At 58.7% G+C, this 24,813-nt stretch carries 23 protein-coding genes and 1 tRNA gene; 4 read left to right on the top strand and 20 right to left on the bottom strand.

Annotated features, from left to right (window positions below):
• Positions 1-61: 61 nt before the first annotated feature.
• The gene (locus tag AB6729_RS09570) at positions 62-604 is read left to right on the top strand and encodes a hypothetical protein (RefSeq protein WP_371081385.1); all 543 of its coding nucleotides are present in this window, start codon (positions 62-64) and stop codon (positions 602-604) included.
• 66 nt (positions 605-670) lie between these two features.
• Here the strand turns inward: AB6729_RS09570 and rplI are convergent, their stop codons facing one another.
• From rplI to AB6729_RS09610, 8 genes are all read right to left on the bottom strand, one after another.
• Entirely contained in the window at positions 671-1,174 is a 504-nt protein-coding gene (gene rplI, locus AB6729_RS09575; RefSeq protein WP_371081386.1) for a 50S ribosomal protein L9, read from the bottom strand.
• A gap of 82 nt (positions 1,175-1,256) precedes the next feature.
• The gene (rpsR, locus tag AB6729_RS09580; RefSeq protein ID WP_047494348.1) at positions 1,257-1,574 is read right to left on the bottom strand and encodes a 30S ribosomal protein S18; all 318 of its coding nucleotides are present in this window, start codon (positions 1,572-1,574) and stop codon (positions 1,257-1,259) included.
• 146 nt (positions 1,575-1,720) lie between these two features.
• A complete protein-coding gene (gene rpsF / locus AB6729_RS09585) occupies positions 1,721-2,194 on the bottom strand; it encodes a 30S ribosomal protein S6 (RefSeq protein WP_371081387.1) in 474 nt (157 codons plus the stop codon).
• A 90-nt stretch (positions 2,195-2,284) separates the two neighbouring features.
• Complete coding sequence (pth, locus tag AB6729_RS09590; protein ID WP_371081388.1) at positions 2,285-2,884, bottom strand: aminoacyl-tRNA hydrolase; 600 nt, start codon at positions 2,882-2,884, stop codon at positions 2,285-2,287.
• Between the two features lie 95 nt (positions 2,885-2,979).
• The gene (locus AB6729_RS09595; RefSeq protein WP_371081389.1) at positions 2,980-3,630 is read right to left on the bottom strand and encodes a 50S ribosomal protein L25; all 651 of its coding nucleotides are present in this window, start codon (positions 3,628-3,630) and stop codon (positions 2,980-2,982) included.
• A gap of 210 nt (positions 3,631-3,840) precedes the next feature.
• Complete coding sequence (locus AB6729_RS09600) at positions 3,841-4,926, bottom strand: ribose-phosphate diphosphokinase (protein WP_371081390.1); 1,086 nt, start codon at positions 4,924-4,926, stop codon at positions 3,841-3,843.
• A gap of 105 nt (positions 4,927-5,031) precedes the next feature.
• Positions 5,032-5,105, bottom strand: a tRNA-Gln gene (locus AB6729_RS09605).
• Between the two features lie 111 nt (positions 5,106-5,216).
• Positions 5,217-6,248, bottom strand: coding sequence for a 4-(cytidine 5'-diphospho)-2-C-methyl-D-erythritol kinase (locus AB6729_RS09610; protein WP_371081391.1), 1,032 nt, complete (start codon positions 6,246-6,248; stop codon positions 5,217-5,219).
• 82 nt (positions 6,249-6,330) lie between these two features.
• Between AB6729_RS09610 and AB6729_RS09615 the strand changes: the two genes are divergently transcribed.
• On the top strand, positions 6,331-6,660 hold the full coding sequence (locus AB6729_RS09615) for a CsbD family protein (RefSeq protein ID WP_371081392.1): 330 nt from the start codon (positions 6,331-6,333) through the stop codon (positions 6,658-6,660).
• 6 nt (positions 6,661-6,666) lie between these two features.
• On the opposite strand, the gene AB6729_RS09620 is transcribed toward AB6729_RS09615, so the two are convergent.
• The 6 genes from AB6729_RS09620 to AB6729_RS09645 all read right to left on the bottom strand — a co-directional run bounded on the left by AB6729_RS09620 (position 6,667) and on the right by AB6729_RS09645 (position 13,032).
• Complete coding sequence (locus AB6729_RS09620) at positions 6,667-7,260, bottom strand: hypothetical protein (RefSeq protein WP_371081393.1); 594 nt, start codon at positions 7,258-7,260, stop codon at positions 6,667-6,669.
• Positions 7,254-8,315, bottom strand: coding sequence for a YheT family hydrolase (locus AB6729_RS09625; protein ID WP_371081394.1), 1,062 nt, complete (start codon positions 8,313-8,315; stop codon positions 7,254-7,256). The genes AB6729_RS09620 and AB6729_RS09625 overlap by 7 nt, the downstream gene beginning before the upstream one ends.
• Positions 8,316-8,371: 56 nt before the next feature.
• Positions 8,372-9,142, bottom strand: a complete 771-nt coding sequence (locus AB6729_RS09630) for a YIP1 family protein (protein ID WP_371081395.1) — start codon at positions 9,140-9,142, stop codon at positions 8,372-8,374.
• Positions 9,143-9,181: 39 nt separating this feature from the next.
• Complete coding sequence (locus tag AB6729_RS09635) at positions 9,182-10,396, bottom strand: acyltransferase family protein (RefSeq protein ID WP_371081396.1); 1,215 nt, start codon at positions 10,394-10,396, stop codon at positions 9,182-9,184.
• A gap of 3 nt (positions 10,397-10,399) precedes the next feature.
• Positions 10,400-12,241, bottom strand: coding sequence for a DUF5715 family protein (locus tag AB6729_RS09640; RefSeq protein WP_371081397.1), 1,842 nt, complete (start codon positions 12,239-12,241; stop codon positions 10,400-10,402).
• 164 nt (positions 12,242-12,405) lie between these two features.
• Positions 12,406-13,032 (bottom strand): HD domain-containing protein, encoded by a 627-nt coding sequence (locus tag AB6729_RS09645; protein WP_371081398.1) that lies wholly within the window; start codon positions 13,030-13,032, stop codon positions 12,406-12,408.
• 76 nt (positions 13,033-13,108) lie between these two features.
• On the opposite strand from AB6729_RS09645, the gene AB6729_RS09650 reads away from it, so the two are divergent.
• Entirely contained in the window at positions 13,109-13,666 is a 558-nt protein-coding gene (locus tag AB6729_RS09650; RefSeq protein WP_371081399.1) for an HdeD family acid-resistance protein, read from the top strand.
• A 2-nt stretch (positions 13,667-13,668) separates the two neighbouring features.
• Here the strand turns inward: AB6729_RS09650 and AB6729_RS09655 are convergent, their stop codons facing one another.
• Both AB6729_RS09655 and dacB read right to left on the bottom strand, forming a co-directional pair.
• Positions 13,669-14,346, bottom strand: coding sequence for an SGNH/GDSL hydrolase family protein (locus AB6729_RS09655; protein ID WP_371081400.1), 678 nt, complete (start codon positions 14,344-14,346; stop codon positions 13,669-13,671).
• Positions 14,347-14,396: 50 nt separating this feature from the next.
• Complete coding sequence (gene dacB / locus AB6729_RS09660) at positions 14,397-16,031, bottom strand: D-alanyl-D-alanine carboxypeptidase/D-alanyl-D-alanine-endopeptidase (RefSeq protein WP_371081401.1); 1,635 nt, start codon at positions 16,029-16,031, stop codon at positions 14,397-14,399.
• A gap of 69 nt (positions 16,032-16,100) precedes the next feature.
• Here dacB and folP point away from each other — a divergent pair, with 69 nt between their 5' ends.
• Positions 16,101-17,009 carry a dihydropteroate synthase gene (folP, locus tag AB6729_RS09665; protein WP_371081402.1) on the top strand — a complete coding sequence of 303 codons (909 nt, stop codon included), beginning with the start codon at positions 16,101-16,103 and terminating at the stop codon, positions 17,007-17,009.
• A 7-nt stretch (positions 17,010-17,016) separates the two neighbouring features.
• Here the strand turns inward: folP and AB6729_RS09670 are convergent, their stop codons facing one another.
• The 4 genes from AB6729_RS09670 to AB6729_RS09685 are packed head-to-tail and all read right to left on the bottom strand — an operon-like array spanning position 17,017 to position 24,802.
• Complete coding sequence (locus tag AB6729_RS09670) at positions 17,017-20,817, bottom strand: hypothetical protein (protein ID WP_371081403.1); 3,801 nt, start codon at positions 20,815-20,817, stop codon at positions 17,017-17,019.
• Positions 20,814-22,847, bottom strand: coding sequence for a VWA domain-containing protein (locus AB6729_RS09675; protein ID WP_371081404.1), 2,034 nt, complete (start codon positions 22,845-22,847; stop codon positions 20,814-20,816). Before AB6729_RS09675 ends, AB6729_RS09670 begins: the two co-directional genes overlap by 4 nt.
• A 38-nt stretch (positions 22,848-22,885) precedes the next feature.
• Entirely contained in the window at positions 22,886-23,776 is an 891-nt protein-coding gene (locus AB6729_RS09680) for a DUF58 domain-containing protein (RefSeq protein WP_371081405.1), read from the bottom strand.
• 3 nt (positions 23,777-23,779) lie between these two features.
• Positions 23,780-24,802 carry an AAA family ATPase gene (locus AB6729_RS09685; RefSeq protein WP_371081406.1) on the bottom strand — a complete coding sequence of 341 codons (1,023 nt, stop codon included), beginning with the start codon at positions 24,800-24,802 and terminating at the stop codon, positions 23,780-23,782.
• Positions 24,803-24,813 lie beyond the last annotated feature (11 nt).

The raw sequence follows: 24,813 nt of genomic DNA on the forward strand, positions 1-24,813 counted from the left end.
TATGCAAGGCATCGTTTTGGGCTCTCCGATTAACCAACTAGTAGATTGAAAGGCTTTGAACATGCAAGCAAGAACTCGCATCCTTCGTAACCTGTATCTCACCCGCACATTGGTCCAGATTGTCTGGGCGGCTTTCGTGATCAAAGGCTCCCTCGGTCCTGGCATTACGGCAGCGCTGCTCGTGCTGTATCCGCTCTGGGATGTCGCCGCCACCTTGTTTGACCTACGCTCGGCTTCAGAAGGCCGCGTGATTCTGCAGGCAAATGTTGCGCTGGGTGTGCTGACCGCGATCTCTATCGGCGTAACGAATGTTTCGCATCCGGCGTATGCCATCGCATCTTTTGGTGCATGGGCGCTTGTGGCTGGCCTGCTGCAACTTGCCGTTGGAATCGCGCGCCGTAAGCAGCTCGGCGGTCAGTGGGCCATGATCCTCAGCGGAGCGCAGTCCACCGCGGCAGGTGTAGCGTTCACGCTGGGTGGCCTAAGCGGTAAGCTGCACGCGAAAGACCTTGGCGGCTACGCTGTTTTCGGTGCGGTTTACTTTCTTATCACCGCGTTGCTGTTGCAACGCAAACTCCATCAACAACCTTTGGAATCGCGGTAAGAGATTCGCACAAGCAAAAAGGCATCCGGTTCACCGGATGCCTTTCTTGTTCCTGCAGCAGAAGAATTACTCTTCGGTTGCGGTCTCTTCCTCAGCGACAACAACGGCGCTGGGAACGTAGTTCGGGTCGTCGCTCTTGACGGTGACCTTCACGTGGGCCGAAACCTCACGGTAGATCTTCACCGGCACGTGGAACTCGCCGATCTGCTTCAGCGGCTCCTCCAGGTGCACCTTGCGGCGATCGATCTCGTAGCCCTGCTTGGCAAGCTCAGCAGCAATGTCAGCCGAGGTAACCGAACCGAACAGCACATCGTTCGCGCCGACCTTGCGCTCGAACGTGAGCTCGACAGCGTTCAGCTTCTCTGCCTGCTCCTGCGCAACAGCCTTGTCCTTGGCTGCCTTGCGGGCTGCGGATTCCTGCATCTGCTTGATGACTGCCTTGTTGCCAGCGGTGGCTTCAATCGCCAGGTGCTGCGGCAGCAGATAGTTGCGGCCGTAGCCGTTTGCAACCTTAACGACGTCGCCACGGTGACCGAGGCTTTCGACGTCTTCCTTCAGAATGACTTCCATGTTCTTTCTCCTTGCGGACGCGCGTCGTGCGCTGTCCGGTGGAGCGCGACTTACTCGTTAAGTCACGCTGAGTAAGTTCGACTTAGTACTTCGCGGCAAACGGCAGCAGGGCGATGTTACGCGACTGCTTGATGGCCTGCGAGAGCTGGCGCTGGTGCGTGGTGCAGACACCGGTCAGACGACGCGGCGTGATCTTGCCGCGCTCCGCCACGAAGCCCTGCAGCAGGCGAACGTCGCGGTAGCTGATGTTGTCGATCTTTTCCACGCAGAACTTGCAGACCTTCTTGCGGCGGAAGAACTTGCGGCCGCCGGGGCCGCCCGCCGGACGGGGAGGACGCGATCCACCCTGCGCCGGAGCGGAGGAAGTCGGGGTGCTAGGGGTGCTGGTTTCGTCAGCCATTGTTGCCAATCCTTTCATCGGGTTCGGCGGCGTCATGCTCCGGGATTGCATTGAATCCCATGGTCATACGGAAGCAGATCGTCGCAGGTACTTAACCAAACTTCTAAGTTCCGTAGTTAGCGGAACCAGAAACTTAACAGGCTAACTTAGACAGCAGCAGCTTCAGTCTCAGCCGGAGCTTCCACTGCGACCGGAGCTTCCACCGCAGCTACAGCAACCGGTGCTTCTGCTGCGACGGCGGCCGCTGCGGCAGCGGCTGCAGCAGCCTGCTGGTCGGAAACCTTTACGCGGCTATCGCGGTGGGCCTTGATCTTGGCCAGGCGCTTGTTCTCCTCGTCGGTGCGGACAGTGATGAACTTGATCACCTGTTCCGTCACGCGGAGACGACGCTCCAGCTCAGCCACCAGGGGACCGTCTGCCGACACGTGCATCAGCACATACAGGCCGTCCTGGAACTTGCGGACGACGTAAGCCAGACGGCGACGTCCCAGCTTCTCAGTCTGTGTAACTTCGCCGCCACCATTGGTCACAACGGCGGTGAAGCCTTCGATCAGCTTATCCAGATCCGCCTCTTCGAGGTCGGGGCGAATGATGTACATCACTTCATACGTACGGTTCATTTTTGCTTCTCTTTCTGCGGAGTAAACTCCGCACCTTCGCAACGGAAGGTATGGAAAGTAAGTGGTATGCAGGCTCTTAGTTACTTACAACTAAGACTTACAACTGTCTTTCTGATTGAAGCGGTTCATCGCCGCTGCGATGCCCTCTCCAACCACCATCTCGACTGCCCGTGCCGCACAATCAAGTACTTCATCCATCACCGCGAGTTCTGTCTTGCGCATGGGAGTTAGTAAGTAATCCTTACCCCCTGCCTTGATCTCGCGGCCATCCGACAGGGCAGGTTTCCCTACGCCAATCCGGATGCGAATCCAATCTTCTGTTCCAAGCACGCCGGTGATGCTCTTCACACCGTTGTGCCCGTTGCTGCTGCCGTTGGGCCGCAGCCGAAGCTCGCCCAGCGGAAAGGCCAGTTCGTCATACAGCACGATCAGGTCTTTTGCCGGGTCCAGCCCGTATTCCTTCATCAGCGGAGCGACTGCGAGGCCACTCAGATTCATGAAGGTTTCCGGCTTCACCAGAAGGCACTCTTCTCCGGCGATTACTGCCTTGCCGGTAAGTGCCTTGCTGCGCCGGTTCACCACCATCGCACCGCGATCTTCTGCGATGCGATCGATGGCGAGAAACCCTGCATTGTGCGGCGTGAAAGCATACTCCGGGCCCGGATTTCCAAGTCCCACAATCAGCTTCACGGTCGCGTTCCTCTCGTTGCTCTCGTTGGCTATCGTTACTCCCGTTTCGTTTCACGAGAGCAACGAACAGCGGGAGAAACGAGAGAAACGAAGGTTTACTTCTTTGCCGGTTCGGCAGCCTTGGTTGCGCCCTTCGTCACTTCCGGCTCAGCAGCAGGAGTGGCCTCAACGGGTGCAACTTCCTTGATGATCGTCACGTGCGCAACCATCGTGTCTTCCGGAACCAGGAACTTGTACTTGCCAGCGTGCGGCAGGTCTGACACGTGGATGGAGCCATGCAGTTCCAGTCCGCTCACGTCCACGTCGATGTGCGACGGGATATCGCCCGGCAGGCACTCCAGTTCCACTTCGCGCAGCAACTGATCCAGAATGCCGCCGCTGTTCTTCACGCCCGTCGGCACGCCTTCCAGCATGACCGGAACGCTAACGCGCATGGCCTTGTCCATAGCAATACGCTTCAGGTCAACGTGCAGCAGCTTGCCCTTGATGGGCTCATACTGCCAGTCCACGATCATGGCCTTTGCTGCAGTGCCGCCTTCAACGTCCAGGTCGAAGATGGTGTTGTGGCCGGATTCCGAGTGCAGGATCTTCGTGATGACCTTGGGGTCCAGCGCAACCGCCACCGACTCCTGTCCCGCACCGTATACAACGGCGGGAATCTGACCGGCCACGCGCACGCGACGCGCTGCATTCTTGTTGAACTTACCTGAGCGGAGTGTTGCTTTTACTGCTTCTGTGTTTGCCATGTTTTCCTTTCGGGCGCGAGAGACAGGGAACAGGATTCAGGGAACAGGGAATAGCATCCTTGCTCTCCGCGCCTGATTCCTCGCTCTTACTCCCTTCGCGGATTTTCGCCGCTGTTAGCTGCTTGCCTTGCAAGTCAGTCGTTGCGTTATAAACCGGCAACGGACAGGCTGTTCCCTGTTCCCTGTTCCCTGTTCCCTGTTCCCTGAAACTTACGAGAAGAGCGTCGAAACGCTCGTCTCCATATGGATGCTTTCAATGGCGCGGCCCAACAGGCCAGCCACCGAAAGCACCTTAATCTTGTCCACCGCAGCCGCCTCTTCCGAGAGCGGAATGGTGTTGGTCACAACCAGTTCTTTCAGGTTGCTGTTCTTAATTCGTTCCACCGCAGGACCAGACAGCACCGCGTGCGATGCGCAGGCGTAAACATCCGTGGCACCGTTCTCCAGCAGTGCATCCACCGTCTTGGTGAGCGTGCCTGCGGTGTCCACAATGTCATCCAGAATGATGCAGGTGCGACCGTTCACATCGCCGATTACGTTCATCACTTCTGTCACGTTGATATCGGTACGGCGCTTGTCCACAATGGCCAGCGGCACGCCCAGCTTGGTGGCGAAGAAGCGCGCACGCTCCACGCCACCTGCATCCGGCGAAACCACGGTCAGGTTCGGCAGATTCAAATCGCGGAAATAACCGACCAGTACCGGCGATGCGAACAGGTGATCCACCGGGATATTGAAGAAGCCCTGAATCTGCGCCGCGTGAAGATCGACGAGCAGCGCGCGGTTCGCACCGGCGGTCTGCAACAGATCAGCCACCAGCTTCGATGTAATCGCAACACGTGGGCGGTCCTTGCGATCCTGGCGAGCATATCCGTAGTACGGAATCACCACCGTGATGCGACCTGCCGATGCACGCTTCAGCGCGTCAATCATGATCAACAGTTCCAGGATGTGGCGTTCCACGGGAGCGCAGGTCGGCTGGACCAGAAATACATCGGCGCCGCGCACATTCTCCAGCAACTGGAAGTGGATCTCGCCATCGGAAAAGCTGATGAGCTTGGTCTGGCCCATGGGCACACCCAGGAACTGGCAGACCTCTTCGCACAGCGCCTTATTTGCGGAGCCGCAGAAAATCTTGAAGCGGCGATCATCCGCCAGACGGCTGGAACGCTTCTTCTCCGGAGCGGGCTGTTTCGCGGTGCCGCCTGCGGCAATCAGCGTTGCGCGGTCAGTAATGGGTTCGGTGATGACGGGAGTAGCGGTTGCGGCGGTTGACATGGATTCGGGTGTGGTCACTGCGGTACGAGCCTCCAAGCCGTTTAGCGTTGGTTGGTTCTGCCGGATTGTCCTGCCTCTGCCCCCTCTCGTAGAACTCTGCCGCTGGGGAGCATCGACGCTTGATGGCTGGGCGACTAGGATTCGAACCTAGACAAAGTGCGTCAAAGGCACTTGACCTACCATTAGTCGATCGCCCAAAAAGTCCGTCGCGCCGTTTGACGCTTGGGAACTCTGCCAGTTCCAGTGTACTAAAGACATTGGCCTGACAACCCCGGCGATTTGCCGCAATCCGCCGGAAGCCACTGGCTTCAGACGAACATGGAACTCCAGTACGCCTCGCGAGTAAGGGAAATGGTCTTAAAAGACCGTCCTGCAAACCCCGCGGTGCGTGCCTGTGCCGCTTCTGCGTCTGCCTCCGTCCGGTATAAACCGAACAAGGACGAACCGGAGCCGGAAAGCGCCGCCATCATCGCGGACGATTCCCCGAGAGCCTCATCGCCCCGAAGGGCATGCAGAATGTCGCGCAGGAAGGGGTGTTGCTGGAAGACGACCTCTTCGAAGTCGTTCGCAATCCCGGTACGGACAAGCGCAGGAAGAGGATTCCCGGCCAGGCTCCCGGATCGTTGCAGGTTCTTATGTCCCGCATCGAGTGTTCCGAAAGCACCGGAGGCGCCGGTCTGACTGTCTGCTCCCGTACAGGCGAATGCGGACGCGTAGACGCGGCTCAACTCATCAAGTCTATCCTGCGCGGCTTCGGGGGTCAATCGAGAAACCTGCTCGTCCCAGGCCTTAAACGCCAGCGGAGTGCTTGATCCCACCGTGGGCGCGAAAACCACACAATGCATCGTTGGTAGATCAGGGTACGGCAGCACAATCTGCCCCCGGTTATGCCCGTAAACCGTTCCTCCCAAAAGAAATAGTGGGACATCGGAACCGATGCGCTCTGCCAGCGCCATACGCTGCGGACCCGGCAGCGCAGTGCCCAGTTCTCTCTCCAGGCCGAGAAGCGCCGCCGCTGCATTGGCTGATCCGGCTCCCAGCCCACCCTGTACCGGCAGGTTCTTGGTCAGCGACAGGTGAACTTCCGCCGCCAGACCCATCGCCTCCAACGCCATCTCTACAGTGCGGAAAGCAGTATTGCGAGCGTCCGTGGGCACCCGGGGATCGGTGCAGTCCATGGTGATGCGCGTAGCCGCTGCCGCCTTCGCCCTGACCGTCACCTCATCGTGCAGGCCAATGGTCTGGTACAGCGTATGCAATTCGTGGAAGCCGTCCGCGCGTGGTGGGCCGATCCTCAGGCCGAGGTTGATCTTTGCGTAGGAGCGGACGGTGGTGGACATTGCTTCTTGAGTGTACCGATGCCACACGGAATCCTGCCGCGCCCGCTGGTTTCTGCATCACAGCAAGGCAGGAGAATCTACGATGAAAGCCTTCCCCTGGTTGATTGCCGGACTTGCTGTTGGCGCTGCCGCTGTGGTCGTTGCCGCACTGAACGAACCGGAAAACACCTACAGCGATCCTGACGTGGAACATGCTGCAAATCGCATTGGCGCATGGGGTGCAAAGCAGCGCGTCAAGGGTGGCGGCGAAAGCATACTCGGCGCGGCCAAGCAGAAGTTCGGTGAAGCCACGGGCAATTATGATCTGGCAGACGAAGGCGCAGGCGAGCAGACCGTTGGCCACATCAAGGATGCCGCAGGCAAGGCTGCAGATGTGGTCAGTGACACCATCAAAGACCTGAACCGCCCGTAGACTTTATTAGTTTCCAGCAAGTTCGCGGCTGCGGAAGGTGGCGGTGATGGCGCGCAACGCCTCATCCCACCGCTGCGCCGCTTCCGCTTCATCCACACCCACGCCCTTGGCGTACAGCGTAATGGCAAAGCCCTCCGCCACCGTTCCTTCCAGGTCGAGCACCGCCGGCCGCATCGTCAGTTCCGCCGCAGCCAGCGAGTAAGGAAGATCCGTGAGTATCCGGTCCAGCCGGTGCAGCATCTGTTCCATGCGATGGCGCGAGGCAAAGATGGTGCGGTCGCGCCACAGCAGATCGATATAAGAAGCAAGGCCCGCCGTGGCAACTTCCTCATCCAGCAGAAGCTCGTCGCGCATGGCATCCAGTTCATCCGCATCCATCGCCCACACATCGCACTTTGCGGTGAACACAGGCGAACGTGAACCGTTCAACGCACGCAGGGCCGCGAGCAGAGCGGGATAGTCTTCCCCCTCGGGAATCTCATTCACGGCATACGGGTCTTCGCGCAGGTCTACCCACTGCAGCAAACCATCCGGCGATGCCCAGGGCACCACCAGGACGGGGTCGTCCGGGCCACATGCGGCATTCCAGTCGGTCAGCATAGCGGCACCCGCTCCCGCGCAGAATCGGCAGCGCGGTCTTTCACAAAATCCAGCAACAGGCGTTCCGCATAATAGCCGTCGTAATCCTGCGTGGGTTGTTCGAGGAAGGCGCAGTGGCCACCGTTCTGCGGCTCCAGCAGCGTGATGTGCGGATTGCATACCAGCTTCTGCCGCGTGTTGGCAGTCAGTCGGATGAAGGGGTCGTCACATGCATGCAGCACCAGCGTCGGCACCATAATGCGATCCAGAACCCGCGCCGAAGCAGCGCGATGGTAATAGTCACTGGCGCCAGTGAAGCCACATGCAGGGCCGGTGATGTACTCGTCAAAATCGCGGATGGATTGCACACGTGCGGCAAGCTCCGGCGCATACACTGCGGGATACAAACGACACTTAAGCCGATAACGCTGCAACAGAGCGCGCAGAAAGCGGCGTTCATAGAGGCGATTCTGCGACTCATGCAGTGCGTCGGCACTCTCTCCCAGATCCATCACGGGCGAAACGGCGACGCATCCGATCAGCTGCCGCGGAGCTTCGTCTGCGAACTCCCCCACCGCCTTCAGCATCAGGTTACCGCCCATGCTGTAGCCCGCCAGAACAACGCGGCCGCAACCGCGCGCAATGAGCCACGCCAGCACAGCCTTTACATCGCCAGACATACCGGAGTGGTACAGCGTGGGCGAAAGCGCATCGGTGCCTCCGCAGTTGCGCATGTTCATGCGGACCACGTTGCATCCCGCTGCAAAGAGGCGGTTCGCATTTCCCACCACGTACTGTGAGTACGACGATCCCTCAAGACCATGCACCAGCACGACCGTGACACGGCCTTCCGGCTCCGGTTGCCAGTGGCAATGGCAAAGAATGCGGCTGGGCAGATGCTGATCCAGCGCCACGGCTTCGGGCAGCGACTGCATCTCCTGCGGCAATGGCACGGGAACCAGTTCCGTCGTGGCCACGGGCAGGCGATCCATGCGCGGCAGAAAGTTGCCGACGATCGTCTGCAGGTGGCCGTTGCGGAGCCAGCGGCGCGGTTGAAATGGACTCGTTGCGTTCAAAATGCGATCTTTTTATTGCACCACATTTGCACAAAGAGCGTGCGCTTCGGAGTGCCTCAACCCCTGACAGCGACGATAGCGGCCTTACCCAACGCGTAAATAAGCCATGTAACCAGGACCATCACCACGCCATTTTTCACCTTCACACGCGCCACAATGGCCCCGCCAATCGCCATAAGAACCAGCGTCCACAGCGAGAACACATCCACCGAACCAAGAAGAGTCTTCAGGAAAACAGAAGAGTCAGTGCCGAGATAGAAGCCCGGATTGGTACCGACGGGGTCGTTCAGGTTGAAGTTTTCCGTCTCGCCAAAGAGCAGTACCGCCGTACTCAGCACGGATCGGAAGATGCCCGGTAAATACGCAAAGATCATCACGGCAAACATGCCGGGATATGTGCCGGATCCGCCAAGAATAAAGTTGAACCCCAGCCACAACAGCAGAGCACCAATGGCCGCCGAAACCAGCACAAAGACCGGCCATGCCCACAGCGAAACCTGCATGATGGAAGCCGTGATGGAGATCATCTGCGCACGGCCTTCCGGTGAGGCGTTCTGCATCCTCTCCGTCTGAGCGGGACTGTTACGGATGGAAGATTCCGCCAGTCCGCGCGGCCCAACCTTGGTCAGCGCCGTGGTGCTAAAGAGATAACCGAAGATGGCCATGACGACGAATGCAAGCCACCAGGAGCGGTTGCGACGAAGATCCGCGAAGGTCTTCGAGGGCGCATAAAAGATGTTGAGGACACGCTGAACAGGCGTGAGTGGCGGCTGATTATCGTACTGGTCGATGGGGCCCGGCGGGAGTGCTTCAGGATAAGCGGACATGAATCGTCTCCGGTATGCGGTGTGGAGGATTGTACCGCTCTATCTACGATCCGGCAGAGAAGTAAGTTCCGCAGGGTGGGGTGCGCCGCGGAGACGGCGATTCATGGGCTCAGAAAAGCAGGTGGCAACAAGCCATCCAAAGGCAGAGCTGAGCAGCAACGTGAACAGGCTCCACGCCACCATGCCGCGGCCCAGACCCTTACCGGTAGTGTGGCCGATATGCAGCGCCAGGAGCGTGACGCCGATCACGAAAAACTCGTGTGTAAGGTAAACCTCGTAGCTAAGACGGCCAAGCCAACGAATTGGCACGACCCACTGCGAACCCGCACGATTACGGGCGACGAGGCCGAAGATGACCATGCAGGCGCCGAACGTAAGCAGCGAATCATCCAGATCACGTACAGCAATCCAGTGCATGAACGGGCGGATGGCGGTAACGCGAAACGGCATCTCCGCAAAGAGCATGAGCGCCCCACCGGACCATGCGAGTGCAAGAAGTTTGGTGGGGGAAGGCAGGGTCCGGCGCATTTGCCAGCGTTGCAGAAGAAGCGCGGTGAGGCAGCCCATGGCAATGGCACCCATGCCGCCGAGGTAGGACTTTTCTGCCTCGAGTTCGTTGGCCGCCCAGAGGGTTCGGCCCAGCGGGGCAAGCACGATCAATGTGGTAAGCAGAAGGCAGAACAGCAGCATACCGACGCGGCGTATACGCAGAAGCAGAAGGCACGCAAGCGGAAAGAAAAGATAGAACATCTCCTCAATCGAGAGAGACCATAGGACATCCCAATTCGCTGGGAGATAACCGCGCTTTGCTTCGAGCCAGTTGAGATGAAAAGTGAGTGCAGCAATGAGAGCTTGTGGAAGTGTTGCGCGCTTTGGGGAGATGTAAAACGCATTGATGTGCAGCAGGTGCAGGATACTGAGGAGTGCAAGCAAAGCCAGCAGCAGAGGCGCAATACGTGCAAAACGAATGCGATAGAAAACACGTGGCTTCAGATGAGTGAGTGAGCCAAAGCGGCGCAGTGAAATGTAAGTGATGAGGAAGCCGGAAACGGCGAAGAAAACCGTGACACCGTTGCCTCCGTTGAGGAACAGTATTCGCCATAATGCCTGTGGCAGAACATGGCCGAGATCGTGTCCTGCAATTACGAAGCGGATATAACAGTGATGCAGCACCACCGCCGCGATGGAGATGCCGCGCAACACATCCACGCTGTCAAAACGCTGTGTCGCGGGCGGCACCCCAGTCTGCGGCAAGTGCTAACGCACTCCGGCAGCAAGCAATGCGGAGATATGCCTGCGGCGCCTGGAGGGTGCCGGCACAGCCTTTACCAGTTCCATCCTGCGCTGCGGCAAAGCGTCCGGTGTGGGCGCATTCTTCTTCTGCGGCAATCCAAGGTAGCGGCGATAGACGCTGATATGGAAGCAGGCCTGCTGGAACTCTTCTTCAACGTCAACCTTTCCGGCAACTTCCACCGGCGTAAGGTAGGCACGCATCCATGCGATTTCCGTCATGCTCATGCCACGTTTGCCCAGGTCAATGGCCTGTCCATAAAGATGCGGCGAAGCGACATCACCAGTGGGTGGTGCTGCATTGCCGTTGATGCGGACCAGATGCTTCTGAAACTCGACCGTACGCACGGCGGAGGTGATGACCAGCGGCGTATGGAAGCGCGCATAGTGGGCGCGCGCCAGATCGTTCAGAAAACGAACCGTCCACGGACGCGCATACCGCCGGTTCGCAGGCATGGTGTCGTTCACCATGATGGACTCGTTATTCGGCAGTGACACCAGCAGCTTGTAATGCCGCATCTGCTGAAGCTGGTCGTCATCTTCAATGCGATCCAGACCGTCGGCAACTGCCATCTGGTTCTGGTGCACCAGGATTTCGTGGCTGCCCTTCATGGCGGGCAACATTTTGATGCGTCCGCGCGTATCGTACAGATCGACCTTGACGGCAGGAATCACGGCTGCATCCGCCGCATCCTCATCGCTGGCAGCAACAGCGCGCCGTACTACAGGAGCAGCCTTAACGGTGCGAGTGTTATCTGTCGGAGCATCGCCGTCATCGTCAAACGTGGCGTCGGTAAGCGCCTGTGTGGTTTGCGGGTCCAGTTCCGGCTTCCTGGCCGCAGTCTTCACCGCAGCGACTGCAGAAGCAGCATCCTTGCGAATCACAATCGGTTTAGGAAGATTCGCTTTTGTTGTATCCACAGATGCCGTGTCGACGGTGTTTGTACGAACACGCTCTGGCGGCGCAACATCCGGCACAGCAGTGTCCTGGTCGCTGGCGGCCTGAGCCAGCAAATCGCCATGGACGAACGGCAAAGCAACGCGGGCTGTGGGCGCGGTACGGGGAATCTGCGTGGCAGCCTCGGCGGCGTCATCGTCGTCCGTGGTGCGAGCAAGATTTTGCGCCTGCGCCGTACGGAGGGCCTGCCGCTGCTGTTCCAACGCACGATCAAAGTCTTCCACCGTGGCTTTGCGTGGTGTCGGAGAAAGATCCGGTGCAACCACCTGCTTTACCGGCTTTGCCTTCGCCGTTGCGGGCTTGGCAGGTGCAGCAATATCTGCCGTTTCATCAGAGGACGCAGTCGTGTGCGACTTGTACCACGCATGAACACGGTCCTGCGTGGCGCGATCGACAGTTGCCGCTTCCGCCGGGGCGCCTGCCTTGCGGCTGGGGGCCTCGGCTACGGCAGCAGACTTCGTCTGAGCCGCTGCATGTGCGCCTCGCACTTCGGCACGCGCCGCCTCAATGGCTTCGCGTCCGGCAGGCCGTTTTATGGCGACTTCCGGTTTCGCAGCAGTCACCCGCTTCGCAGCGTGTCCCTTCGCAGGTTTACGAGAGGCTGCTTCCGCGCGCTCCAGTTCCGTATTGCGATGGGACTTCGCGGATTTGGCAGCAGTCGTGTGAGCAGGCGCAGCCTTTCCATGCTTTGCAGCAGGATGCGCGGCGGTGTGACGGGTGGCAGCATGACTCAGGGTGGGCAGCAGCGTTGCCGCAAGGGCGAGCGCCACCGTGCGCACCGAAAGAGAGCGGGAGACGGTTCCGTTGGGGGTCGCGGGCATGCCGTTGGCCGGCCGCGGAGAATCATACATCAGAGCCCTTTCAGACTAGGCGCGCTCCCCTGATTCCCGTAAGTGACTGGCGTGAGTCGTTACCAGTTTGTTACGTGTGAGGAAATGGCGCATCTATTCCGACAAACGCATGCGTCAGGCCGTGGAACCCTGACGTTTCTGAGAGAAGGCTTAACGTTCCGCTCTTAATCCAGCAGGCCACCCGATTCCCACTGCAGTGAATCCAGAAAACTGCGCAGCGCGGCGATGCGCGGCATGGCGAGTTCCCTCGTCTTTTCCAGCCGGATCTGCGGCGGCACCGTGACAAGCGCCTTTTCCAGCGAGCGCGCCGCATCGGCAAAGGTAACGAACCGCGTATCCTGCGCAATCTTTGCCGTCGTCCGCATCACTGCGACGGCACCCAGTTGCTCCAGCAGATCGGCGTCGCGAAGAATCGTCCCCTCCACCGTGGTGGGTTCTCCATGAGCCTCGTGCGTGCGTATGCACTCAATCACAGCCGCAATCTTCTCTGCCGGAAACCCGCATTCGCGCAGAACTTCGCCTGCGTGCGCCACGGTGTAGGCTGTGGAGTCCCACCGCTTCAACGCCTCCGGCTCCGATGGCCGATGCCCGAGAAACACCCCCAGATCATGCACCCAGGCCGCGCCAAAGAGGACATCGTCATCCACAGGCTCGCGAACACTGGCGGCGATCTCCCGCGTCAGCGCATAGAGACGCGCTTGGTGAGAGAACTTTTCCGGAGGCAGGGCCTCTGTACGAATGCGCTTCACCAGCGTGCCGCGCCAGCCCTGGTACGTCTCAAAGGGTTCCATCGCCGCAGACTACATGTTTTTACGGTGGACTTGTATCACAGGAAGGCACACCATGAGGGCCGGGAGGAATTTTGATATGGCTGGAACAGAAGTTGTCGCAACGGAACGTTCTCACGGCGTCTCCATCGCCATCAGCGTGCTGATGATTGTGCTTGGATTCCTTGCCCTGGCAATGCCTCTGGTAGCAGGCGTGGCGGTGACAGCCATCTTCGCCTGGGGCCTGATCCTGATGGGATTCCTGCACCTGGTATTCGCATGGCAGGTGCGCGGCGTGGGAGCACACCTGTGGGAATTTCTGGTCGCACTGGTCTATCTCTTTTGCGGCATTTATACCTTCATGCACCCGCTGGCCGGACTGGTGGGGCTGACCGCAATCCTCGGCGTCTATCTGCTCATCAAGGGCATTATGGAGATTGTGGGCGGCCTTGCAGCGCGAAGCATTCCCGGCTCCGGATGGCTGCTGCTGGACGGTGTTATTTCGCTCGTACTGTCCTGCATCATCTGGGCACACGTGCTGGCCGCTGCCACATGGGTCATCGGAACGCTGCTGGGATTTTCGATTCTGTTCACCGGCTTCTCGCGACTGCTGTTGCTGATGAGCGTGAAACGCGCCTACAGAACCGCAACCGTATAACCTCAGCGGCCTAACTGTCTCCGCACCAGGGCAGCGACCTGCGCAGCCTGCAGATCGCTGCCTGCCGCGTTCCAGTGAACGTCGTCAGAATGCATGTCCGCGTGTGGCTGCATCAACGCATGTTGATCGTCCACGGAGATGTTGAGCCGCTGCATGACCTGCGCCGCATCGCGATTGCGCTGGTCAATGCGAGCATTCGTAGCGCCTGTATCCGAGTCTTTGCGGACAGGTGTCGTATCGGTCCACACCAGACGTGCCTGCGGCTGCAGCTTCTTCAACGTGCTGACAACGCCCGGCAGCGATGCCGCATATTCCGCCTCAGTAAATCGCCATCCATGCATGCCGTTGTTGAAATGGATCACCGCAAACGGCACTGCCGCAAGCGCCATGTAGTCCTTTAACTGTGCCGTATAACGCGGGTCCGCGCTGCATGCCGAAGTAGCGAAGAGATACACATTCGCAACACCTTCCAGCGCCTTCACCGTTGACGGATAGTAAGCACGCGTAATGGAATCGCCCAGCAGCAAAACATTTGGCAGCGCCGGATTGGGTGATTCGGGCCGATCGGCCCACGTCCACTCAATCTTTTCCGTGCGCAGATCCGGTATATGTTTTGCCTGTGCACTGGCTGCAACAGGCAGGATGAGGCACAGTGCGAGAACATGGGGCGTCAGCTTCATGCGAACGATGGTCACATTCCTGCCGCGCCACTGGCAACTGCATCACCCCGTCAATTTGTGGCAGCAATCGCCGACACAATCCGATCCATCGCCTTCATGTCATCGCTGGTGCGTGGCGTATGCGCGTTCACCATCACCGAGAAGATCAACGTCTGCCCGCTGGCGCAATCAATATATCCCGACAGCGCACGCGCTTCGCTTAATGTTCCCGTCTTCGCGAACACATGGTCCTTCATGGGCGCACCGGGGAAACGCGCGCGCAATGTTCCGTCTTCGCCGCCCACTGGCAGAGTCGCCTTCCATGCCGCAAACCACGGCTGCGTGGCTGCATATTGCAGCAGCGTGGTGATCGCGCGTGGCGTGACAAGATCATGCCCGCTCAGCCCCGAGCCGTCGAAGAAGATGAAATCTTCCGGATCCACTCCTGCCCGCTGCGTCACAAACGTACGCACCACACGCGCCCCGCTCAACGTGGAACCATTACCAAACGCCGCGCCAAGCTGATGCAGAAAAATCTCCGCATGAAGGTTCTGCGAAATTTTATTGGTCAGCATCATGTCCGTCGCAACAGTCTGCGATGCAAATGATGCCAACACAACGTCACTGCCATTCGTAGAAGCCGAAGGAACATTTTCAGACGAAACAGCCGGGCGATGCGCCAATACGCCGGCCTCTGGCAGCGTCACCGGCTTACGCGCCTCCACGGTAAAACTGCCTTCATTCTGCGGCAGCCGATGCTTGCTCACAGGCTTCCCATCCACCTTGATGCCACGCTGTTCCAGCAGCATCTTGAACGCCGTAGCCGCATAGTCTGCGGGATCATTCATCGCAAGCTCTTCATTGTCCGGCGCGCTATCCACTGCAATCGAGCCATAGATGCGGATATTGCGCGAATCCGGCATACGGTCGATGACCAGGTGCGAACCGCTCTTCGCATCGCCCGTCTTCGCATCCACCGTGTCGATGGAGTACCACGGCATTGCAGGTGAAAGCTCATACGTGATGGGGTCGCCAACCTTCGCACCCGGCTTCAGTTTGATGTTGATCAGGTTGTCATTGATGGTCAGCGCGGAGACAGGTGCACCATAACCCCAGACCGCATCGTCAATACTCCAATCCTCGGGATACGGCTCATAAGGGAACAGCGTGTCATCACCAACGATATTCCCCGCAACATGTTTCAACCCCGTCGCAGCAACCTTATCCGCAAGCTGCGCCAGATATCGCAGCGGATCAACCGGCGGTGCATTCGGGTCAACCTTTGGTCGCTGCGCAGGTGAGAGATACGGCAACGTGGTGCCCGAAAGATTCGGGTCACCGTCACCCGCCAATTCCAGATCGCCTTCCAGATTGCCGTCGTGTATCGGCTTGAGAGGATTTGCGATCACGCGCGTTTCAAAGGTCGTATCCGCACCAAGCAGCGCTATTGCCGTAGCCGTGGTGAACAGCTTCGCATTCGACGCGGGCTGAAATAGCTGCACATCGTTCATGGTGAACACCGGCGTTCCGTCCAGCTTCGTCACACGCACGCCCCAGTGTGCACGCACCACATTCGGCTCGCTGGTAATGCGCTGCACACGCTCCGACAGGGGCAGGCCGTCATACGTGGGTAGCGCCTGCGTCTGCCCACTGGCAGATGCAATCGACACAGAAAGCAACAGAACAGGCAGAAACCGGAAGCTCATGCGGCTGAGTGTACCGCGTTCTGTGGCGTTTTCAACGGCAAGACCAGTTCGTTTCCTACAATGGAAACTATGCAGATTGCACACCGCGGCGAATATGAGTGGAAACTGCGCACACGCGCGTTGACGCTGGGGAAACGCACACTGGTCATGGGCATCCTCAATGCCACGCCGGACTCTTTCTCTGACGGCGGCGAGTACGTGTCCCCCGACACTGCCCTGCAACACGCGTTGTACATGCTGGACCACGGCGCCGACATCATCGACATTGGCGGGGAATCCACCCGCCCCGGCACGGCAGCAGGCACCACAGACGCGGTGAGTACAGACGAAGAACAGGCCCGCATCCTGCCCCTGATTCGCAGTCTTATACACACGCGACCGGACACGATCATCTCCGTAGACACCTACCGCGCCTCCACAGCGCGTGTTGCTATCGATGCAGGCGCAGAGATCGTCAACGATGTGAGCGGAATGCTGTGGGACCGCGACATGGCCTCTACCTGCGCGGAGTTGCGCTGCGGCGTCGTTGCCATGCACACACGCGGCCTGCCTTCTGAATGGGCCACGCAACCACGCCTGGAACCAGGCCGGATCATTCCCACGGTGATGGACGAGCTCCGCGAAACCGCCTCGCGGCTGATGCTTGCAGGATGCAACCAATCCAGCATTGTCCTTGATCCGGGCTTTGGCTTTGGCAAAATCGGCAATGAAAACTGGACGTTGCTGCACGAGATGGATCGTCTTCAGGAACTCGGCTTCCCTCTGCTTGCAGGGCTTTCACGTAAAGGCTTCCTTGGCGACACGCTGCGAGACCCGGCTGGAGCAACACCTCCCGCGCCGCAGCAACGCGATGAAGCCACCGCAGCAGCAAACGTCATGGCCGCAATCGCGGGCGCACACATCGTCCGCGTTCACGATGTCCAGCGCACACGTGAAGCTGTCACCATCGCAGACAGACTTCGCGAAGCTGCTCTTTAAATCGCGTTTATCGGCTGCTGTTCTTGCTCAGCCGCCGATAATAATCCGCAACGGAATCGCTATATCCCGCCGGGATGGTCTGCGGAGTTCCCGTATGCGCTGTAGTTTCACCACTGCGCTGTAACTCCAGTTCCAGGCGATCCACTGTGCGCAACACGTCGCTGTGCATCTGTTCCACCATCGCAGGATTCCCCGGGAACCGTTTCGGGTCCAGGTTCTGCATCTGCCGGGTCAACTCGGCAAGATCCTTCTGCGCCTGCGGATCATCCCGCACCATGCCGCGCAACGCCTGCAACTGTCGCAACGACTGCTGGAAATTTCGTTCCGTATCCGCGGGATTATCCGAGGTGTCTTTCGCGCCAACCGCAGTACCGCCACCAGCATAGGTGTTGTTGCCTGTATTGACGCCGCCAAAGACCGTGCCCCGATTTCCTCCGCCAGCATTCACGCGATTACCCAGATCACCAAGCTGGCCACCACGATCATCGGTAGCACCGTCGCGGCTATTACCGCGAGTCAAAGCGCCACCGCTACGATTGCCCGCTGTTTGCGCATTGCCGCTCTGACCTCCGCCATTTTGGCCGGACTGCGCACCGCCGCCTTGTTGCGATCCATTGCCCTGCTGCTGTCCTTGGCCTTGCTGTCCGTTGCGATTCTGCGAATCATTCCCCTGCTGACCGCTGCCACCACGATTCAAGCCATTGCCCTGCCGCGAAGCCTGCATTGCCTGCAACTGCGAACGCAAACGCGCCACCTGCCCCAGTGCCGCTGTCTGATCAGGCTTGCCAGCGTCACCTGTGCGTTGTCCATTGCCACTACCCACGGCGCCGGATGCTGCATGAAGTTGTTGCGACAACTTCGACAAGCCATCTGCAATGCCCTTCTCAGTACCGTTGCTGTTGGGATTAATGCCGCTGCGCAACCAATCCGCGCTACGCTGCATGCGATTGTCGAGATCGCTGTTGTCCATCTCCGACAACGCATCGCGCACCTTCTTCGCCGCATCCGGCTGGTTCGAAGCCATGCCCGACGCTGCGTCGCGCATGTTCTTCTGCAGCTTCGATAAGCTATCCGACAACTCTTGCCGATCACTCGCAAGCTGGTTTCGCTGCCGCATGAAGTTCTGAATGTCCTGCGGATTGAAACTGTGATTCTGTGTCTGCTTCGTGAAGTCATCCACGCGCTGCGCCTGCGCCTTTTCCTCCTGCTGAATACGATCAGCCTCACGTGAAAGCTGTCCCATGCGATTGCCCGCAAGGTTCTGCTGCGCACCACCAAGCAAGCCCGTTGCCTCACGCAAACGCTCCGCCGCCTGCCGCTGCGCCTCCGCACTGCTGCTGTTTGCACCAGGCGCTCCCGCACGCTTCATCGCATCGCTGGCAGAGCGAACACGATTCAAAGCCTGTTCAATCCTCTGATCCGCACTCCCTTGCGATCCGCTACTACTACTGCGGGCCTGTTGCTGGCCGTTGTTGCCGGAAGAGGAAGTGCCCTGACCATTCTGCTGGCTTCCCTGTTGTCCACGTTGAGAAGAAGATTGTCCGCCCTGCGAAGAAGACTGCCCCTGTTGCCCGCTTTGCGATGAGCCCTGCTGACCATTCTGATTATTCTGTGCAATCTGCTCCATCTGCCGCTGCAACTGCTCCGCCTCACGACGCAACATCTCTTGCTGCCAACGCTCTTGAAACGCCTGCTGCGGATTCTTCTGTTGCTGCGCCAACTCCTCTTGTCGCTTCGCCAACGCATCCAGCTTCGCCAGCGCATCCTCCACCTGTTTCTGATGTTCTTCCTGCGGAGACGAGGTGCGGGCCGTCTCATACTGATTCTTCTCGGTATCTAACTCCAGGTCGAACAGCGAAGCCAGGTCGCGCCCCGTGCTGTTCCCACCACCACCTCCCCCACCTCCCTGCTGTCCAAATGCCACCTGGATCTGCCGGAACGTGGCCTCTGCGCGCAGCAACGCCTGCAATGCTTTCTGTTCTGATGCGAGAGCGCCCTGCCACTTCGTCACAGCCAGCTTCTCGCTTGCAGGCAGCATGTTCTTCGCTGCCTCCTGCATGGCTTTGTCAAAAGTAGTGAACTCCTCATTCGCTTCAGAAAGATCGCGACTGTTCACGCGCACACTCAACGCATTCACCTGATCTCGCAGCTTACTCTGCGCGCCGGACAGAAAATCTCCCTGCGCCTTTGCAGTCTTCTCCGTGGCAGTCTTGTCGTTGATCTGCTTCCACGTCTGCTCAATCAACTCTTTCTGTCGCCGCGAAATATCCGTCTGGTTGCTGCCCTGCTGTCCGCCTCCTCCTCCACCGCCACCACCCTGCTGCGACTGCGAAAACTCACGCTCAAACGGGTCCGCCTGGATAAACGAAATATCCGTGCGCGACTCCGCATGACCATCGCGCGCCGTCGCATACAGGCTGATGAGGTCACCCGGCTGCATTTTGAAATCTTCCAGCCGCAATGTGTACTTCCCATCGGCATCGCGCGCACCCGGCTTGTTCAATATGGCAATGTCTTTATCCGGGCCACCATTCACGCTGTAATGCAGATGCATATCGCGCAGTCCAAACTGCGCACCGCCCTTCACGCCGATCGTCACCTCCTCGATCGGACTGGCACGATAGTCGCGCCCCGGCTTCTCAATCGCAATCTGCGGTGGTTCTGCCTTATCGGTTGCAATGAAATAGTCCTCGCTCAAGCGCACCGGCTTGCCATCGGCGGTTCCTGCAACGTGATACGCCCCATCCTTGGCCATCGCAATCGTTCCCTTGTAACGATTGCCTTCCACAGGCTGCAGATGAATCGTGCGCCCATCATCCAGCGAAAGGTTGCCATCCTTCAGAGGGCGGTCCATCTCGATCTGTAACTCTGCCTGCGTGCCTTCAATCGCGCGCAGATCGCCTGCATGTTCCTGCGTCTCTGTCTTCAACCCCGTCCACGCAGGATAGTGATACGTCACCTTCACTGATTTCACCGCGGCAAGATCCGCCACGCGCACTGTGTGATGTTCGGAAGTCAACGGCCCTGCAGTAACGTAATACTCCACATCCTCAGGCAAACCGGTAAATGTGAACTGATAGCTCGCATTGCCCGTTGCCGATGGAATCGCCTGCATCGCCACCGGCTCCCATCCATTGCTGCTGTGAAAACGCGCAAACAACTCCACGCGTTCCGGATGCAGATTCGTCACCTCTGCCGTGATGAGTTGATCGCTATTACGACGCACCGTCACATCGCCGGGCTGCACCGCAATCGCATACAACGGCTGCACAGCTTTTCGTTCACCACGCCACAGCAGCGACGCTCCATAACCCACATACCCCGGCGCAGCAAAAATCATCCACAACAAGGCCGCAAGACACGCAACGCCAGCACCAGCGAACATCGCCAGCGTGGACGCTGACACAACTGAGTGCGGTTCTACATTTTCTGTGCGCGTCAGCGTGTCCGCAGCAAGCAACTCAACAAACGGATTCGCCTCTTCCTCACGCTGACGGAACGTCGTTAAACGATCTTCAAGTTCAGGATGCGAAGCCTCCACACTCGCGATCGCACGCGATGCCGTCATCCGCCACAATGGCCATGCAATCCCTGCACACGCAACAACAACAAGCACTGCAAGCAAAACCGCGCGCGACTGCACCGTGCCCGCATGAGGAAACGCATAATGATTCAGCAGCAACACCAGCACCAGCGTCATCACCAGCGCTGTTGCAAAGAAGATCGCCACGCCACGCACGCCGGCCCGCACCTGCAACCGTTGCTGGATGCGTGCAATATAACTGCGGAGTTCGCCCTGATAACTCATGCATCCTCCCGCTGTGTGGCCATGTAGCTGCCGGAGAGCGTTGTCTCCGCAATCGCTACGAGGAGTGCCAGCAGCATAACCCACCACCACAAGCTCACGCGCTGAAATTTCGCATCATTAGTCGCTGCAACAGTTTGACTCTGCGCTTCACCGCTGTTGCTTCCCGCCCACAACTGCTGCAAATCCTGCGGCATCGGCTCCAGATCGCTTTCCAGTCGATTCGCATTCACGCCAATCACCGCATCCCGACTGCTGGCAAAATGCACACTGTAAAAACCAGTGCGCTCCAACCGGAATGTCTGCGCCGTACGCGTTTCCTCCAACGACAGCGCACGCTTCATGTCCGGATCGATTACTTCGACATTCGCTGTCGATGCATTTCCAGAACGCAATACTACAAAGCTATCCACCATGCGCGAACCAGCCAGTCGCTCTGCACCGGCAAGATACCGCGCGCTGCGATCGACAAACGCAACAAACACCGGATGCAGCGGCAGATCGTTCGTCAGGTTATCTAACCCTGTGGTCAGCAGCAGTACATGCCCTTCGCCCATCGCACGATCCAGCAGCAACGGCGTTCCATCATTCAGCCGCGCCAGCACACGCGCATTCGACGCATCCACCTGCGATGCATAAAGGATCTTCGCCTCTGCCCATCCGCCGTTGTCACGCCCCGGCTGCGCATCCTGCAGCGCAGGATGTGTAAAGTCCACCTGCCCCACCGTTGCCGGCGCATTCGCACTATAGCTGCGCGTATCCTTCACATCGCTGCCCCACAGCGGGATACGCGCATGATGCCCCGCAGCCGTTCCCAGCGCGATCAGGACATTGCCACCCTTCTGCACGTAGTCCTGCAGATTGTGTTCAAAGATGGAAGGCAGCGCCACCGCATCCGACAAGACCACAAACGCAAATCGCGAAGGATCAAGATCATTCGCAGCAGCCGCACTCGTACTCTGCAACGTGAATGAAGCACGCGCCGCGGCCGCCAGCGCCGAACCGTAATACACCTCCGAACGAGCATCGCCAATGCCATGCAGAAACAACACCTTCTCCGGATCAGAACGTCGGATCGCAAAATAACTCACATCGTCTGCAGCAAACGCATCGCCGCCATCAATGCGTGCCTCACAGCGATTGAATCCATAAGCCACATCCAACGGCGCAAACTCCACCGTGGCACTGCCGTTCTCCGGCACGTCCACCTGCTTCGTTGCAACAATGTGCCCATTCACCAGCAGCGACACACTTTTCTTCGCCGCACGCGCATGGAATCCAGTCACCGTAACGCGTGCGCGTGACTGCTTCGGGTCTTTCACATCCGCAATCTCCGCGGGCGCATCCACACTGGCCACAGTCCAGTTCTCCGTGGAATTCCCTTTTGCCACCTGGTGCAACGTCAGCACCACATCCGGCGGCAACACCATGTCCGCAAAGCTCGCAGGCACTGCAGACTTCTGCATGTCGCTGAACAGATGCAGGTCCGCAGGCTGCCTGCTCCCCTCGCGCAGCGAACGCAGCGTGCGCGCCAGTTCGCCATAACTCGCATGGCCATCGCCTGGCTGAATGCTCTCCAGCGCGGACCGCAGCTGCGACCCATCTTCCGTCGCTTGCGTCAGCACCTGGACTTGGCCACCCAACGCAATCACCTGTGCCCGCTGCGAAGCAGTCCGTTTCGCCAGCATCTCCAGCGCCGCACGCTTCGCATCTTCAAAGCGAGTACCCGCACGCATGCTGTACGAGTTATCCAGCACAATCATCAGCAACCGTCCGGCAGGATCAGCCGCAGGCCGCTTCACAAATGGATTCGCAAATGCCAGCACCACCAGCAACACCAGCGCCGCACGCAATACAAATAACAACAGGTACTTCAATCGCCGATGCTTCGTGGAGCTCTGCGTGCCGCGTTCAAAAAACATCAGCGACCCGACAGGACGCGGCACCGTGACATGACGCCGCAGCAGGTGCACAAACACCGGCACCCCCAGCGCAAGAAATCCCCCAAGAAACCACGGCGCAAGAAATCCCACGGCTTAACGCATCTCCTTTCCACGCTGATCGTTCGTCGTCACGCATTCCCTCGCTGGCGCAGCGTCAAATACTCACGCAACGCTTGATCCAATGGCTGATCCGTTAGCAACAGCCGATAATCCAGTCCGGCAGCACGCGCCTTCGAGCGCAGCGCTTCGATGTGCGCCTGCATTTTTTGTCGATACGTCGTCTTCGCATACTCCGGAATCACTTCAATGCGTTGGTCCGTTTCAAGATCAACAAGCACTGAGGCTGATCTCAACTCCATCTGCACTTCCTGCGGGTCCAGCACATGAAACAGCACCACTTCATTCCCGTGAAAGCGCAACGGCTCAATCGTCTTCACAATCAACTCCGGCTCTTCATAAAAATCCGAGATCACCACGGCAATCCCGCGCCGGTGTAACAACTGCTGAAAGTGATGCAGCGGCTTACCAAAATCCGTCCGCGCTCGCGGCTCTGCGTGTTCGAGCCCGCCCAGTAATCGCGCCATCTGCCCTGACCGCGCGGAAGGCCGCACATACTCGCGCACCTCGTCATCAAACACGATCAGCCCCGCGGCATCACGCTGCTTCTTGATCGCCATGTAAAACAACGAAGCCGCAAGATATCGCGCATAATCCATCTTGGAAACATTCGCGCTCGCCAACTGCATGCTGTTGCTGGCATCCAGCAGCACCGTCAACTGCGAATTCGTCTCGCCGCGATATCGCTTGATGTAAGTGCGATCGGTGCGTCCAAACAGGTTCCAGTCCACATGCCGCAGATCATCACCCGGCGTATACGCGCGGTACTCCGCAAACTCCTGCGAGAAGCCGAAGTCTGGTGACCGGTGCAGCCCGCCCACAAAACCATCCACCACCGTCTTCGCCAGCAAGTCCAGCGAAGAGATGGCCGACAACACCGCAGGTTGTAAAAATCGCTGCAACCGTTACTCCTTCGGCCGTGGCACAGTGGCAATCAACCGCGTAAGAATGTTGTCCGCATCCACACGCTCTGACTCCGCATGGAAATTCAACAGGATGCGATGCCGCAGCACAGGAATCACTACGGCAGTAATGTCCTCCTGCGCCACGTGATATCGCTTCCGCGACAACGCACGCGCCTTCGCAGCCAACACAATAAACTGCGCCGCACGGATACTGCCGCCATAGCTCACATACTTCTTTACAAACTCCGGCGCATTGTCACTCTTATGTCGCGTCGCACGGACAATGTCCACCACGTAACGCGCCAGCGTCTCCGAGATGGGCACCTCACGCACCAGGCTTTGAAAATCAAGCAGCTCTTCCGCAGAAGTAACAGGAGTAATGATGGGCACGCGTGTTGTCGTGGTTAAATCAACAACCTTCAACTCATCCTCAGAACTCAGGTAATCCAACACCGCATTGAATAGGAAGCGATCCAACTGCGCCTCCGGCAGCGGATAGGTCCCTTCCAGTTCAATCGGGTTCTGCGTAGCCAGCACAAAGAAGGGCGACGGCAGTTTGTAAATATGCCCACGCACCGTGCATGACCGCTCCTGCATCGCCTCCAGTAGCGCAGCCTGCGTCTTTGGCGGTGTGCGATTGATCTCATCGGCAAGAATCACATTGCCAAAGATTGGCCCCTGCACAAACGTCCATCGACGATGCCCGGTCGAAGCGTCTTCTTCAATAATGTCCGTGCCGGTAATGTCCGAAGGCATCAGGTCAGGCGTGAATTGAATGCGCCGAAACTCCAGCCCCAGCGCCTCTGCAACCGTGCGCACCATCAGCGTCTTCGCCGTCCCAGGCATACCGGTCAGCAAACAATGACCACCGACAAACAATGCGATGAGCACCTGCTCAATCACATCATCCTGCCCAACAATGACCTGGCGAACCTGCTGGACAATGCTCTCGCGCACCGCATGGAATCGTTCAATGCGCTGCTGAAGTTGTGCTGCATTCGGAGGAAGATCGGTGAAAGCCATCTGGTCTCGCG

It is taken from the genome of Terriglobus sp. RCC_193 (assembly GCF_041355105.1).
Taxonomy (GTDB): Bacteria; Acidobacteriota; Terriglobia; order Terriglobales; family Acidobacteriaceae; genus Terriglobus.

What these genes read in the sequence shown, in the direction of transcription:
- AB6729_RS09570 (WP_371081385.1), top strand. Translation starts at nt 62, where the DNA reads ATGCAAGCAAGAACTCGCATCCTTCGTAACCTGTATCTCACCCGCACA.
- rplI (WP_371081386.1), bottom strand. Translation starts at nt 1,174, where the DNA reads ATGGAAGTCATTCTGAAGGAAGACGTCGAAAGCCTCGGTCACCGTGGC.
- rpsR (WP_047494348.1), bottom strand. Translation starts at nt 1,574, where the DNA reads ATGGCTGACGAAACCAGCACCCCTAGCACCCCGACTTCCTCCGCTCCG.
- rpsF (WP_371081387.1), bottom strand. Translation starts at nt 2,194, where the DNA reads ATGAACCGTACGTATGAAGTGATGTACATCATTCGCCCCGACCTCGAA.
- AB6729_RS09595 (WP_371081389.1), bottom strand. Translation starts at nt 3,630, where the DNA reads ATGGCAAACACAGAAGCAGTAAAAGCAACACTCCGCTCAGGTAAGTTC.
- AB6729_RS09610 (WP_371081391.1), bottom strand. Translation starts at nt 6,248, where the DNA reads ATGTCCACCACCGTCCGCTCCTACGCAAAGATCAACCTCGGCCTGAGG.
- AB6729_RS09615 (WP_371081392.1), top strand. Translation starts at nt 6,331, where the DNA reads ATGAAAGCCTTCCCCTGGTTGATTGCCGGACTTGCTGTTGGCGCTGCC.
- AB6729_RS09620 (WP_371081393.1), bottom strand. Translation starts at nt 7,260, where the DNA reads ATGCTGACCGACTGGAATGCCGCATGTGGCCCGGACGACCCCGTCCTG.
- AB6729_RS09630 (WP_371081395.1), bottom strand. Translation starts at nt 9,142, where the DNA reads ATGTCCGCTTATCCTGAAGCACTCCCGCCGGGCCCCATCGACCAGTAC.
- AB6729_RS09640 (WP_371081397.1), bottom strand. Translation starts at nt 12,241, where the DNA reads ATGTATGATTCTCCGCGGCCGGCCAACGGCATGCCCGCGACCCCCAAC.
- AB6729_RS09645 (WP_371081398.1), bottom strand. Translation starts at nt 13,032, where the DNA reads ATGGAACCCTTTGAGACGTACCAGGGCTGGCGCGGCACGCTGGTGAAG.
- AB6729_RS09650 (WP_371081399.1), top strand. Translation starts at nt 13,109, where the DNA reads ATGGCTGGAACAGAAGTTGTCGCAACGGAACGTTCTCACGGCGTCTCC.
- AB6729_RS09655 (WP_371081400.1), bottom strand. Translation starts at nt 14,346, where the DNA reads ATGAAGCTGACGCCCCATGTTCTCGCACTGTGCCTCATCCTGCCTGTT.
- dacB (WP_371081401.1), bottom strand. Translation starts at nt 16,031, where the DNA reads ATGAGCTTCCGGTTTCTGCCTGTTCTGTTGCTTTCTGTGTCGATTGCA.
- folP (WP_371081402.1), top strand. Translation starts at nt 16,101, where the DNA reads ATGCAGATTGCACACCGCGGCGAATATGAGTGGAAACTGCGCACACGC.
- AB6729_RS09670 (WP_371081403.1), bottom strand. Translation starts at nt 20,817, where the DNA reads ATGAGTTATCAGGGCGAACTCCGCAGTTATATTGCACGCATCCAGCAA.
- AB6729_RS09685 (WP_371081406.1), bottom strand. Translation starts at nt 24,802, where the DNA reads ATGGCTTTCACCGATCTTCCTCCGAATGCAGCACAACTTCAGCAGCGC.